A 13401-nucleotide genomic window follows, 5' to 3' on the forward strand; every position below is an offset into this window, starting at 1 on the left:
CCACATCAAGCACTTGGCTTTTTAACACCGAATGAGTTTAAACAAACGGGATAAGCTCTATTCAGCAATTGATCACCCAAAAGGGGATAACACACGACCTCTAAAAATTCTAACGGAATAGGGACACTTACATAGCTGTGCTTTGGCCGAGTTTGTCTGTCAAGCTATCTTTCAAACGTTTCATACCCTCACTGATTTTAGAATCAATCACCTTTGCATACAATTGAGTAGTCCTAAGATCTCGATGTCCAAGCATCTTCGATACGCTTTCAATCGGAACTCCATTGGACAATGTAACAGTGGTGGCGAATGTATGTCGGGCCAAATGAAACATTATATTTTTCTCAATACCACAAACATCAGCTATTTCCTTCAAATAGGCATTCATCTTTTGATTCGATAAAACTGGCAGTAAGCGGCTAGTGCTGGCACATTGCGGATGATTCTCATATTTATTTAATATAGTGATTGCCTCAGGCAGTAACGGAATGCTCGACCGGGATTCAGTTTTTTGTCGTTTGATTTGTAGCCATTGACCTCCATCAATGCCTATTATAATTTCGGAACGTCTGAGTTTTTGCACATCTACATAGGCCAACCCAGTGTAGCATGAAAAAACAAAAATGTCGCGTACGAGCCGTAAGCGCTCAGTAATAAACTTTTTCTTAATGATTGTCAACAACTCCTCCGCAGATAAGGCTACTCTATCCACCCCTATTTTGGGCATTCTGTAGGCGAAGAACGGGTCTTTATGTAACCAATCGTTCTTGACGCAGATCAAAACTATTTTTTTGAAATTTGATAGGTATTTCATGGTTGAATTATGACCGCAGCTACAGACCGTCTTGAGGTAGAATTCAAAATCAGAAATAAACTGATAGTTTAAATCAGCAAGATGCACGTCAGGCACCTTGAACTTCCACTTCAAGAAGTTCTCCGTACGCTGAAGTGAGGTCTGGTATCGCTGAAAAGTTGCATAAGCATAATCTATTCCTATCAACTGCTCCATCTTCTTGTTGTGATCTTTAAAAACCCCAATAAAAGTTCTTGCATTCTTGCCAGCACCTCCACTTCGTACTTAACAGAAACATAACTATTCACTATACCAAATGCCACAATAGCCAAAAATACAACTGAAATTATCAACCATACTTCTTCCAATGACCTCATGTCGTTGAAACTTTTCTCGACTGCCAAAACTGTTAAAACCCCGGACTATTCTCGACGCCCTCCCAAAGTTGATGAGTTGACGGCAACAGTTGAGGCCCGAAGTACGAAAGTATCGACCGTTGTCGAATATCTGATATCTTTCGGCAAATTCCCATAAAGTAGAGCCATGAAACAAACCCACACCGTGATAGGCTTGACTGTTATGCCTAGCTGCTGAAAAAGAAAGAAAACCTCTTAGCCTAAAATCTTCTTTTAGTGTCCGGAACACGCGTTCGGCCATTGCATTCTCGTTCGGGTCGCCGCTTTCAGCCATACTGATGGACACGCTTTCGTTTCTGAGCCGGTTGACGGATTTCCATGAGCAGTATTGCACGCCGCGATCAGACCGGGTCGCCGGAGCGATGATGAATGAGCGGTTGTGAAGGATTGGTTCTCGACAAAAGGGCCATGTCCAAAGCTTGTACCGATCCCTGCGCCTGCATGGTTCTGTCCAGGTGCCAGCCCACAATTTTCCGAGAATAGGCATCCAGGATCACCGATAGGTAAACGAAGTGGGAACCCAATGGAATATAGGTCATGTCAGCTACCCAAAGTGTATTGGAATGTTTGGGTATCAGGTTCTTAGCACGGTTTGGGTATTTGTAATAACAGTGCTCGGAATTGGTCGTCCTGACGCGTTTGTCTTTTCTTTGCGATAATAAATTATTGTCTTTCAGTAATTATGTAACTTGTCACGACCAAGTTTGATCTGATGGCCGCGCACAAAATCCTTCATCAGATCGTGCAATTTTGCAGTTCCAATTCCGGGGATCTGCCGCCTGATCCGGCGGACTTCACCTAAGACAAGATCTTGCTCGAAGCATTTCTTCTCCCGACGCCTGGCAGCCGCATACCAGGCTTGTCTTGACAATCCAATAGGACCGCCGACGCGGCAATTTAGTCAGCTGTTCCATACCCGTGAGCGGGTAGCGACGGGTCAGCTTTTCGGTTGTTTGGGTGGTACGCCACCGCGGCCAGACTTTTTTAGGATCGGAATGTTAAACCGCGCTGGCGGCCCAGTGTTCTTCGGCGATTTGTATGGCAGTTTCGAATGCTTCGGCTTTAAGCCGCAGGAACCGGTTTTCCTTTTTCGGTTTCCAAAAGCCTTTGTTCCACGGCTTTCAGATATGACGCATCAGTTTTCTTTTTCATAGTCTGAATAAATGATTCAAGAAATAGATATGGCTTTAAGCGATGCTTGAAGTACCACCGGTTGAGTCGGCGGAGCTCGGTCTGCGAAATGTGCAGCGTCTGTTGGATCTGGTCTGCGGTGGCAATCTCCGCCCGGAATGTCTCGACAACCTTTCTTTTGAAAAGCAGCGATTTTCTACTTTTTTTATTTCGACTTAATGCGCTAATATACATGATGTTACCAATTTATTGTACACAATAATCAGTAGCATATGAGCTGTTGTATAAAATTACATTATGTTAGTAAGACGCTTTAAACCACGAAATGGCATGTCAATTCCCCCCACTGCTATCCCATAACAAAAATAAATAAGAAGCCGCATCTTCTAATGCCGAAATTAAGGTCAGCTGTCCATACCTTCTATAATAAGGAAACACAACTTTCTATAGGTATTCGAAAGAAATGTAGCGTGATTTATTTTAGACCTTATTACTTTCCAATGCATTTTGGCAATTATGAAACGTCAAATCATAATCCATTCATTTCCAATTGTTAAAATCATTCATGTAAATATAAGTTGTTTCGAACATCACTTTCAATTAAAGATTTCAATTCATCAATTTCAGTTATTAAACTCGTTACAATGCTTGGGTTAGAAAACACAGCCTCCTCTAATGACGGCGTTATTTGATCTATTTTTGTCGAAATCACATCAAACTGCCGCATCACTGTCTGGCTGAGCAGCTCGTCACCTTTTTTAGCATTGGCTTGGCCGAGCAACCAATTAAAGCCTCGTGAGTCGGAACTTGTAATCGGTCTACCTGTGAAAACGGGCTGAATAGCTCCGATTTCTGCTTTTAAAAGCTCCAACGACTTAGAACTATATGGTGCTTCAATCAAATCCGGTCTAAAGCCATCGCCTCTCTTTAAAGCTAAAGCGATTTCGATGCGTTTTCGTACCAGCGATACTTGGGAGGATATTGCACTGTAGAGCAAGGCAATCGACGAATTGGGACCATCCCCATCATTTCCGATAAATGTATCGACATAACCCTCGCCTGCTCGACTCCATTTTAGCAAAACAAGATTGACATACTTTTGCATGTCGTCACATAACGAACGTAGGTATGCTGTTTTCTGTGCCTGTTGCGTAAAAGACTCGATTGTTTGAGTATAGTTTGTGGGATTCTCTCCAAATATTAAGTATTCCACTGCCCCAATCCCCTTGCTGTCAGCTGGCAAATTCATTACAACCGTAGAATCTATCGAAATATTCCGCGCGAGCAATTCATCTATCGCCTGCGAATTTATTGGGCTTGCGATATTGTCCTTAAAGAAACGCTGGTCTACTGGCCCAAAAGCAAAAACTGAGACCGTCTTCAACTGAATAGCCGTGCTCAACCATTGATCCCTTAACAATAATAGCTTTGCTACATTTGTCGAATCCTCTGTGAATGTCTTAACGTGCCCTCTTAAAGCGTTGAAAGAAGTCTGTAAGTCTACAAGCCCAGGAGTAATTGCCGAATTCCCGAGCGAATTCAACACTATCTGCCGGTCAGATAACTTCAGCGGACTAACCGGATCGCGATTCTTGCAAGCGAATGGCACAACTAAAAGTGCTGTTAGCAAAATTAACTTTATAGCATATTTAATTGTCATACAAAGTAATTATTAAAGTTTCATGTTTAAAAAAACAAATTCAAACAAAACAATTTATTCTTTTTATATAAAACGAAAAATATATTGTTTGTAATACATCAATTACAAAACAATTTATACATATATTATTTATTGGCCCGTAAAATTACGCCTACAATAATTCATCAAAACAACAAACGCTTATGAAAAGAATTATAGTTTTATTTACTTTCCATAGCCGCAATTGTCATTGTATCTTGTCAGAGAGAATCGGATGTCTCACCGGATAAGCCATTGTTATCCAAAAAAGATCGGAAAGAAACAGTCGCCAGGTCTGGGCCAGGATACTCTTGGCAATTGTCCACACCTAACCAAAATAACCCCGACGAATCGTACACCCCTCCGGGTGGTACTCCGCAATTGTTTTTGAAGCAATCGGCAGGCGTTAACAGACAAGTAACGCTAACAGTGACGAAAACAAGTGCAAGTAGCGAAAACCCTCAATTCAGGATATACAAGCGTGACGAGGGATGTCTTACATTGGGTACTCCTTCTGTATCAATCGGAACTACAGCGGCAACAGGCAGTTTCAGACAGGATATATTCAGTACTCAATGGTATACCGGGTTTTCATGGACAGTTCCACTTGGTGCAAGTACCGTAGGCACCAACGCCACCTACACCTTTACTATGTCAGGGACTTCTAGTGGCGCCTGCGTAGAGGGCTATATTGGTGTAGACATGGTAACTCCTGTAAACATAAATTGCGCCTGGAATTATTGGGATGGTGACTATATGTATTTTGTCAAATCAAGTACATAAGAAAAAATGACTTTTTAGATTACGGGCAAAATTTTGTAAGCATAGAGTTGTATTGCGTTCATTTGCAATACAACTCTTATTTCTAATTTCATCCGGTAATTGTACTGATTGCTCGTTCCCACACATTACCCGCTAATTCGATCAAAGCCGTAATGCTGATATATTTTTTCCTGATGTCAATTCCACATTTCTGAAAAGTGAAGGTTAGGCACTCCCTAGTAGAATATTCGGACAAAAACTCGACAAGGTAATATTTTTCCGATCTCGTCGGCTTCCTCCTGGCACACTTCTGAACATTGTCGCGATTACAAGAAGTCTCATTTCCTTGCATAAATATTGTTATTCTGGTGCTTCCCTCAGACAAAGAGCGGTATTTTTTAGTCGCCCTATTCTTTGCAATTGGGCGCTGATACTAGTCCTCTTCATTCAGAATATCAACACTTTCTCATTATGAACCTAAAATTGTCCTTTTACATGATTATAAAAACCAATCAATCAGAATATTAACGATAATTTTAGTGAGCGTCGAAGCCACATGTAACATCGTGCAGTAGTTGCTTACAAGGCAGGAAAGGTTTTTTCCGTTCGAAGGCAAGATCCACGAATATGAACAAAGAAAATTCGAAAACAGTAGCCAGATTGCTGCTTGGGGCTGGCCTGATCTATGCCGGCATTAGTCACTGACCTTTGCCAGAAAAAGAATTCAGGCCCAGGTGCCTGAATTTGTGCCGCTCAAAAAAGACGATACGGTGGTTTACTCAGGCATAGCAGAAATCGCGCTCGGCACTGCGCTGGTCGTTACGCCCAAGCAATACCGTCAGGCAATTGGCCGCATCGCAGGTCTGTTCTTTACGGCCGTCTTTCTAGGGAATATCGCCCAGTATACCAAGCGCAGCAATGCATTTGGATTAGACACAGACGCCAAACGGCTCACCAGGTTATTTTTTCAATCAGCCTTAGTCGCATGGGCCCTGAATAGTACATCACCTTCAAAACCAAGCAAAATACGCCCGTGATACAGTCAAGAATAACAGTGCTCACATTGACCGCCGAAAATCTGCAAAGGATGAGAAGCTTCTATGAGACGACGCTTGGATGGCAACCTGTGGCCAGCAACGAGGACATCGTCTTCTATCAAATGAATGGGTTCCTGCTCAGTATTACGGGCCGGAAATTTCTTGCGGAGTTGATCGGAATAAGGCCGTAAGGCACAGGGTTTAGGGGCACGACGATCTCTTACAATGTCCCAACCGAGCAAGAGGTAAGAGACATATACGAACACTTGAAAGGTAAGGGCGTAAAAATTCTGACCGCGCCATTCGCACCACCTTTTGGAGGGCTATATTTTTATTTTCAGGACGTGGAATCAAATGTGCTGGAAGTAGCTTGCAACGATTTCATTCCTCTGGATACAGATGGCAATGCGCGAGGTCACAAGTCCATTGAGCATCTGTGATTAAAATTATCGCACAAAATTTCTGTGAGGTCAACCAAGCATTTCACTGCTGCAGTTGGCCTTTCACCTGAACCGAATGTAGTGCGGTCGCCGGAAGCTTCTAAATCTTTGCCATTATATCGTCTTTGAGGAACGGATAGGTGTAATTCAGATAGCCTTCAAATTTTTGTCAGTCACCTTTCTTATGCTTGTGCGGTTTCAAGGATGGCGTGTTGCCCGGTGATTCTTTATTATCCCGCTGGCGCTTGTCTGGTTTACCTGTTGAATCTGCGATTCTCTTAGGTCCTGGCTTAATTCCCATGGTAAGTTAAATTACTTTTTACACATCAAACTGTCATAACAGCCACAGAAAAATATCGTACCAAATGTGCATTATCACAAACTATTCGGGAAGAGATCTACCAACTCATCAATATGCGCTAGGATTGGATACTTGTGGGAGTTGCGCTGGTGGCTTACTTGCTGCTTTTCTTACGTTTAAAAAACTGCCTGGCATTTTTCAGCCCAGTTGCGATGGCGACACCTTCTTCCGCTCCATCGAGCAGAAGGGCGTTCGCGATTTCGACCGCTTTTTCGCGGATCTTCTTGGGCTGGTTTTTATAGGTTGGCGGATAGTCCCCGTTATACCAAGGCATAAGACTCAGTTTTATAGTGAATCTAACTTATGCACGCGTCAGCTCAATCCAGGCGGGCGCATGGTCACTGGCTTTTTCCCAGCCCCTGACGTGCCGGTCAACGCCGGCACGTCAGGGCCGCGGCACAATTTCAGGACTTAACAAAAGGTGGTCCAGTCGAAGGTCGGCATCTCGGCCATAGGCATTGCGCAGGTAATCCCAGAAAGTGTAAACCCTTCCATCCGGGATAGCGCCCGCCTCCAAAATCGTGCCTTCCTTTTTAGATAGCGTCTAAGTTGAATTGCAGCCGGTCACCCGGCACGGATTTATCACAGAAAGCGTGCAAAATACTTTCCGCGATATGAAAAAACTTAACGGCCTATTTGAGCGCATGGCCAATCAAATTACCGCCTGGACTGGGAGCTCACCCGCATTTCTATCCGCGTTTGTAATCGTGCTGATCTGGGCTGCGACGGGGGCATGACCATTCAATACCATGTAGTTCAGCTCACGGATGGCTGATTCAATTTGATCTCTGTTCATTACTGCTAAAACTTATAGTTAATTATTGAATTACATTTTCCCGTTACCTAGCCATATAATGGGACGTTACCTGCACGATCCTTCGGGCAAATAGTTCGGCGGTGAGTAAGTCGCCCGGATGCTGGCCGTTAATGACCTGCTCCCCGTTGTCGCACTGCCCCATCAGGCCAATGTAGCTGGCCAGCCGGTTTTGACCTTCGGTTTGCTCGTTATGCAGAAACCGTGGGAGAACGCCCAGCGAAATTCAGTTCATGCTGTGCTGGCAAGCGAAAAGCATCATCGATTCGAGTGTGTTCAGCTTGTCTCCTTTGATCGTCGACGACAGGGTAAAACCGGCAGCCAGCTTATCCTTCCAGGGTTGCTTGTACCAGAATTCACCTGTACTTTCCATAAACTGTTTGAATTCGGCGCTGACATTGCCAAAGTAGGTTGGGCTTCCGAAAACGATTGTGTCCGCGCTGTGCAGTATATCAGGACGTGCCACGGCTTCGGCCACATTCAGTAAATGCACTACCGAACGAAGGGTTGTCATTTCCCGGGCCAGCAGTTGGGCGAGCCTTTCGGTATACCCAGCCCGACTGTGGTAAACGATAGCGATTGTGACTTTTTTCATGGCTAATATTTTAATGCAAATTTTGCGGGTCTGGCGCACAGTTGCCAATCACCTGGGATAAGAAAAAACCTTAACATGGATTTAACTTTTTAATGGTCTTGCCGGCGAAAATGCAAGGCGCGACTTTACGTCCCGGAATGAACCGGGCAAAGCACAAGGCTTAGATCTTAGATGTTATTTACCGAACATCAGGGGGCGCTACTTGCTTTCAGAGCGGATGCGGCTCAGCGTTTGGTGGTAATGCCCAGGTAGGAAGCAATCTGATGGTTGGCCACGCGCTGCTCTATTTGCAGGTACTTTTTGACAAACTCCTCATACCGCTCGGGCGCACTCTTGGCCAGGCTCGCCGACAGCCTTTTTGTCGACGCAATGAATGCATTCTGGATCATGATACGCAAGTGGCGCTCCATTTTCGGCACTGTCTCATACAAAGTTTCCAGGTCTGCCTTGGTAATATGCAGCACGTGGGCATCTTCCAGGCAATCGATATTGTAGGTTGTGGGAGTTTCTGTCAAAAAACTATACAGATCGCCCACCCACCAGTCTTCCAGGCCAAACTGTAAAATATGCTCCTGGCCCCTGTCGTCCACCTCATAAGTACGCGTCACACCCTTCACTATAAACGTTTCACAGCGTGCTACATCCCCGTCTTGCAGGATGTACTGTTTTCCTGTATTTTTTGAGCGTAAAAAGGGATTGTATGATCCCGGCTTCCTGTGAAGAAAGAGGGACAAATTTGCTCAGGTTTTGGATTAAAAGGTCATACATATCAGACAAATATAGGCGCAGGCGGCATATGAATCAATGGCCCCTTTGAAGCTGCGTTTCAAACCCTTTCCGGTCGGTTTGGAGCCAGTATTCGGCGATCTTTCCGTTCTCGACGCGGTAAACAGCACTCGTGTACTCTACTAGCGGCGCGCCCGTCGGTTTATGGCCATCCATTTCCTGCAAATGGCAACCATCTTGAACCCACCGCGCATATACCTTCGGGCCATCAGCCAACAGCTCGGTGATCTGAAATTCGAATTGTCCGAACAACCGAATGAATTCGCGGACATGGTTGGCGTAATCTTCCGGTGTCCGCTCTATGCTTACCGGAGCTTCTGACTGAACCTGGTGGGCAATAACAGTACCTGCCATGTAGAGCCGGGCCCGTTCCGGAAACTTCCCCGACCTGACCTCTGAAAGAAACAGATGGACCAATTCCTTTGACGATGGCGATTCCTGGCTCGCAGCACTCTGGCCCAGAGCTTGAGGCAAAGCCGCAAAAAAAATGGCAGTGGCAAAGCACTTGATGAATGTAGTTAAGATTTGCATTTCGAATCACGTTTAACAAACTGCTGCAAAGTTCACTAGCAGCCACGACCCTCAAAATCAGGTAGGATAAGTAATTTCGTTAACATAGGTTCATGAAAGTTCCTTGTCCGAGAAAATGGGCAGACAAGGACGAAAAGATTCACTATTTTCAAAGTGTTACAACATCCTCAACGCAAGATTATTAGAAGAACGGCACAAACCTAGGCTTAGGAAGCGCGACAGACTTTTTGATTGAGATTTCTTTTCTAAAAAACCTGATGATTTCTTGTTGAACCTCTGCGTTGGGCAGTATATCTTCATGCCCTGCATTGTCCACGACCAAATGTTGAGCTTTGGAAAACGATGGCAGCAATTCCTCAACATTAGAAATGGGCGTATTACTATCAAAAGTACCACTTACAAACAATGTAGGCAGCTCACATCTGAATAGCGAGCGGAAGTCATCACCAAGATCTACGTCATGCCACCCGGCATAAATGTCCGGAGTGTTCATGCCGTTTCCAAGCAAAGCTATTTTGCCCTCTCTGCGGATCCGGACATATCTGCCCGGTGTCGCGCCGGATGCCTGTCGCATGGCAGATATCCCTGAACCGTAAGCTCCGTTAAATTGATTATACCTCCTTTCCACATATCTCTGCAAAATCCGATTGTCTCCATGCTCCATCCCAAACAATAACGCAGGAAAGTAAATGAAGTCATTCCTATCACCCGCGTCTAATCTCAAGATCATCTGAAGACCAAACTTTCAATTGGAAGTAACACGACCTTTTTATACCGCAGATCTTTGACTGGAATAACGATCGGATGGGCCTCAAGATTTTTCAACTGCCTCTTCAAGAGCACCATCATGTCCGGTACCTGAGCATTGATCGCAGAGTCGCGTGCTGCCAACGCGGATATCCGGATTAGACTCTTGGCCGAATTTTATTTTATGTTACAAAAATTCCAAAGACCAATAAGCACTAACACAAATATAACTTTTTACTGAGCGCCCGAAACGCTGGTATCATACTTTGCGAAATGAATCTTTTGTATAACAAATGCCAATCCCTCCCCCAGGGTACCAGTGGTCTTTAGGCTCTTCTTTGAAAAATACAAAATCTCGGGAATTCTCTATAGCAAATTGAGACAACTTATCTGTGACATGAGAATTATCCCCGAGAATTACGGCGTTACTTGATAAGATCGGTTTGACCGTCAAATATTCATTATACTCATAGGTGGCGGAGTGATCGCTATCGTTAATAAACAGATCAATCTGCTTGTCAAAGGACTGAAGACTTTTGATGGAATCTCCAAATAGGATACTACCAACCTCCTTATACTTACCTGTCAGCAAATAGCCTGCTTCCGGATTAATATCCGTCCCATAATATTCACCCTCGAATCCCTCAGCACGATTTTTGAGGAGACCAGCACACAAAAGTACCGCGCCTAAGCCCTTATCAATACCAGTTTCAACCACCACTTGGGGTTTTAGAATCCTCACTAGGGCATACCAACCAAGTCTCTTAGCAAACCCTGTTCGAAAATCAGCGAATGCCGTATAAGGTGAACGTTTTATCGCGTCAAGCACGTGATCTTCAACTTCCTTGTCATTTTGCGCTTCCTGAATGTACCCCAAAACGACTGAGTATGGCTCACCTGTAACTGCGGCGATAAGTTGTGCAAGGTATCTTATGTTTCCTTCTTTTAACTCGTACGTATAATTGGTATCTTCTTTCGACTCAAAACCCCATTTAAGAATTTCAAAATATTTTCGATTAAAATAGGACGTTGCATACAAGACGCGTCTAGCACCATTGATTAATCGATTTCGTTTTAGTTTCCTTAGTATGGCACGTTTCATAAAATAAATTTGTACGCTTTACAAATATTGTGAGGACTGCGAAGATACGCTTGGCTAGCCAAAAATCCACAATGAATATCATTTGAATATCGAGCTCGAATACTTTGCTGACATCCACCGCCGAATTCTTTACTCCTTATGCTTCTGGTTTGTCATCGCTAACTATCGAAGAACGTCCTTGTCAACTAGTTAATATGCCAAGATCGAATAAATACACTATACGTCCGGATCCGGCGATCCAAAGGCAATGAGACCTGATTGTAAGAACCAATCAGGTCTCATCACTATCGCCTGTAAAATCTAAAAATTTCAAATCCCCGACCCCGGACAAGTCGTATAAGTTATGGTTAGCTTTGGTCTTCGACTAGCGTCACTAGCATCCTTTGACGCAAAAACCATGGAACGATATCTGGCCTCGTCTTTTAATTCAAGTGCGAAACCGTAACGTGAAGAAGCTGGCAAATTGACCATATCTTGTACAAGCTGGGCGACGGACACACTTGCATTAAAATTCCACTGAGAAGACGGGGGGCCCAAACTCACCCAATTTGAGGGACTTACCGACGGCTTATTATCCCAATTAACCCCAGTCTCTTGCCAAGGCGACGTGACACGTTTCACCCAAATCTCAGCAAGGGTCGTGCCTTGGACAAAGCCACTATTACCAAAAGTTTGAGTCGCGTTAGTTGACGAAATTCCAAATAAATTTAGTGTGGCTGAAGTGATAGTAGCTCCCTGAGGTATGTTCTGTAATTCAGAAAAATCGATATACGCTCGCAAGGTAGCGTCTTGATTGTCATAACTCCATCTACTAATCGCAAGTTCTCCTGTTTGCCCATAATTTGTACTCGAAGCGTTCTCCGATACACGTGCGTCTTTGGCTTGACTGGCTGTAATTGAAACAGGTGAGCAAGGATTTACGATAGAGAAGCTGATATTTCGGCTACCAATCTCTGTACTACCATTATATACCTTTCCACTAAGTTGATATGTACCAACTATTGGTGTACTTCCACCATCCCGACCGTGAACACCATATGGACCGCCATCGCCTCCTCCAACTGGATCTGGCCCCCAGCCTTCAGTAGTCGCATTCGGACGTGTCAGACTGATAAGTACTTTGTCGTAATAATTTGCACCACCTGAGTTGGTAACCTGGCCAGGGACCTCCATAAACCAGTTAGCTTGCCCGCCACCGAAAGAACTAAGCTGAATTTGATCTCCATTTACCAAATCTTTGATTTTAGTCCTCACTCCGGAGACACCCGCCTTCCAAATTGAAAAGCTTGGAGTGATTGTAGGTTGACCGCAACCGGAAGTTTGCCCAACATTGAAGACAGCCGATTCACTGGTCTGGCTACCAGATGTACATCTAGCTGTGTAATTGCCCGGCACATTAGTATTCAATGTAGTACCCGTGCCAACCTGCGTCCCGCTACGAAACCACGTAATGCTGCCGGTGCAGTTCGAGGCCGTCAACTGCACGAGTTGGTTGGTAGCTACACATGCAGTTGTCCCGGAGGTCATCTGGATCGTAGGCGGGTTCAGCACACCGCAACCGGAGGTCTCGGCTACGTTGAACACAGCGGATTCACTGGTCTGGCTGCCGACGGTACATCTTGCTGTATAGCTACCTGGTACATTGGTATTCAGTGTAGTACCCGTGCCTACCTGCGTGCCGCTGCGGAACCACGTAATGCTGCCCGAGCAATTTGATGCTGTCAGCTGAACGACATGGTTGCTCGCTACACACGCCGTATTCCCCGAGGTCTTTTCCACCAGAGGCGGGTTCAGAACTCCGCTACCGCAACCGGTCAAATTAAGACCTGCCACGTTTGAACTACCTACTGAACTACCTTCCCATTTGGTCGTTAGAGAATTATCGAAGGCAAGTCCGTAGTTGCCCGTACCGAAAGCAGTTCCAGTCAGTTTTGTTGTGCCGTTATAGAATTCAAGCTCTGTCAGCTCGCCCCAGCCCGTACTGCTGGCAACGAAGCGTAAGGATGCATAGGTATTAGAGTTACTGAATGTAAATTCCTGGTAGCTCCCTGTACCATTAGCTGAGAAAGAATAAATATCCGTCCAGCTGCTGCCGCCATTATTGCTGCCTTGAAGTTTCGCGCCGTTCAGACGGTCCATACAGCAGTCCCCAGGGCTGCGGAACACCAGCTTCACCTTGTTCACAAGACAATTGCCCACAACACCGCA

Annotated in this window: 15 protein-coding genes; 4 read left to right on the top strand and 11 right to left on the bottom strand. The window is 44.9% G+C overall.

Features of this window, described 5'->3' with window-relative positions; translation table 11 throughout:
• Positions 1-127 precede the first annotated feature (127 nt).
• The 4 genes from LZD49_RS34865 to LZD49_RS34880 form a co-directional block, all read right to left on the bottom strand.
• A complete protein-coding gene (locus LZD49_RS34865; protein WP_310590531.1) occupies positions 128-1039 on the bottom strand; it encodes a site-specific integrase in 912 nt (303 codons plus the stop codon).
• A 511-nt stretch (positions 1040-1550) separates the two neighbouring features.
• A complete protein-coding gene (locus LZD49_RS36285; RefSeq protein ID WP_234673199.1) occupies positions 1551-1748 on the bottom strand; it encodes a DDE-type integrase/transposase/recombinase in 198 nt (65 codons plus the stop codon).
• Positions 1749-2271: 523 nt separating this feature from the next.
• Positions 2272-2574, bottom strand: a complete 303-nt coding sequence (locus LZD49_RS34875) for a hypothetical protein (RefSeq protein ID WP_234673201.1) — start codon at positions 2572-2574, stop codon at positions 2272-2274.
• 325 nt (positions 2575-2899) lie between these two features.
• Positions 2900-4000, bottom strand: coding sequence for an imelysin family protein (locus LZD49_RS34880; protein WP_234673203.1), 1101 nt, complete (start codon positions 3998-4000; stop codon positions 2900-2902).
• A 1514-nt stretch (positions 4001-5514) separates the two neighbouring features.
• On the opposite strand from LZD49_RS34880, the gene LZD49_RS34885 reads away from it, so the two are divergent.
• Genes LZD49_RS34885 through LZD49_RS36290 form a run of 3 tightly spaced genes read left to right on the top strand, consistent with a single transcriptional unit; the run spans position 5515 to position 6257 of the window.
• The gene (locus LZD49_RS34885) at positions 5515-5817 is read left to right on the top strand and encodes a hypothetical protein (RefSeq protein ID WP_310590530.1); all 303 of its coding nucleotides are present in this window, start codon (positions 5515-5517) and stop codon (positions 5815-5817) included.
• 50 nt (positions 5818-5867) lie between these two features.
• The gene (locus LZD49_RS34890; protein ID WP_234673205.1) at positions 5868-6008 is read left to right on the top strand and encodes a hypothetical protein; all 141 of its coding nucleotides are present in this window, start codon (positions 5868-5870) and stop codon (positions 6006-6008) included.
• Positions 6009-6032: 24 nt separating this feature from the next.
• On the top strand, positions 6033-6257 hold the full coding sequence (locus LZD49_RS36290) for a VOC family protein (protein WP_409021383.1): 225 nt from the start codon (positions 6033-6035) through the stop codon (positions 6255-6257).
• A gap of 455 nt (positions 6258-6712) precedes the next feature.
• Here the strand turns inward: LZD49_RS36290 and LZD49_RS34895 are convergent, their stop codons facing one another.
• Positions 6713-6892, bottom strand: a complete 180-nt coding sequence (locus LZD49_RS34895) for a DUF2188 domain-containing protein (protein ID WP_234673206.1) — start codon at positions 6890-6892, stop codon at positions 6713-6715.
• A gap of 340 nt (positions 6893-7232) precedes the next feature.
• Between LZD49_RS34895 and LZD49_RS34900 the strand changes: the two genes are divergently transcribed.
• The gene (locus tag LZD49_RS34900; protein WP_234673207.1) at positions 7233-7355 is read left to right on the top strand and encodes a low affinity iron permease family protein; all 123 of its coding nucleotides are present in this window, start codon (positions 7233-7235) and stop codon (positions 7353-7355) included.
• 303 nt (positions 7356-7658) lie between these two features.
• Here LZD49_RS34900 and LZD49_RS34905 read toward each other — a convergent pair whose 3' ends face one another.
• The 6 genes from LZD49_RS34905 to LZD49_RS34930 form a co-directional block, all read right to left on the bottom strand.
• On the bottom strand, positions 7659-8027 hold the full coding sequence (locus tag LZD49_RS34905) for a flavodoxin family protein (protein ID WP_234673208.1): 369 nt from the start codon (positions 8025-8027) through the stop codon (positions 7659-7661).
• Positions 8028-8251: 224 nt separating this feature from the next.
• The gene (locus tag LZD49_RS34910; RefSeq protein WP_234673209.1) at positions 8252-8761 is read right to left on the bottom strand and encodes a Crp/Fnr family transcriptional regulator; all 510 of its coding nucleotides are present in this window, start codon (positions 8759-8761) and stop codon (positions 8252-8254) included.
• Positions 8762-8828: 67 nt separating this feature from the next.
• Positions 8829-9344 (bottom strand): ester cyclase, encoded by a 516-nt coding sequence (locus LZD49_RS34915; protein WP_234673210.1) that lies wholly within the window; start codon positions 9342-9344, stop codon positions 8829-8831.
• Between the two features lie 181 nt (positions 9345-9525).
• Entirely contained in the window at positions 9526-10074 is a 549-nt protein-coding gene (locus tag LZD49_RS34920; protein ID WP_234673211.1) for an alpha/beta hydrolase, read from the bottom strand.
• Between the two features lie 276 nt (positions 10075-10350).
• Positions 10351-11193, bottom strand: coding sequence for a class I SAM-dependent methyltransferase (locus LZD49_RS34925; RefSeq protein ID WP_234673212.1), 843 nt, complete (start codon positions 11191-11193; stop codon positions 10351-10353).
• A 309-nt stretch (positions 11194-11502) separates the two neighbouring features.
• The coding region (locus tag LZD49_RS34930) for a DNRLRE domain-containing protein (protein ID WP_234673213.1) at positions 11503-13401 on the bottom strand (1899 nt) is incomplete at its 5' end.

The sequence above is a fragment of the Dyadobacter sp. CY261 genome, from assembly GCF_021440085.1.
In the GTDB taxonomy this organism is placed as follows: domain Bacteria; phylum Bacteroidota; class Bacteroidia; order Cytophagales; family Spirosomataceae; genus Dyadobacter.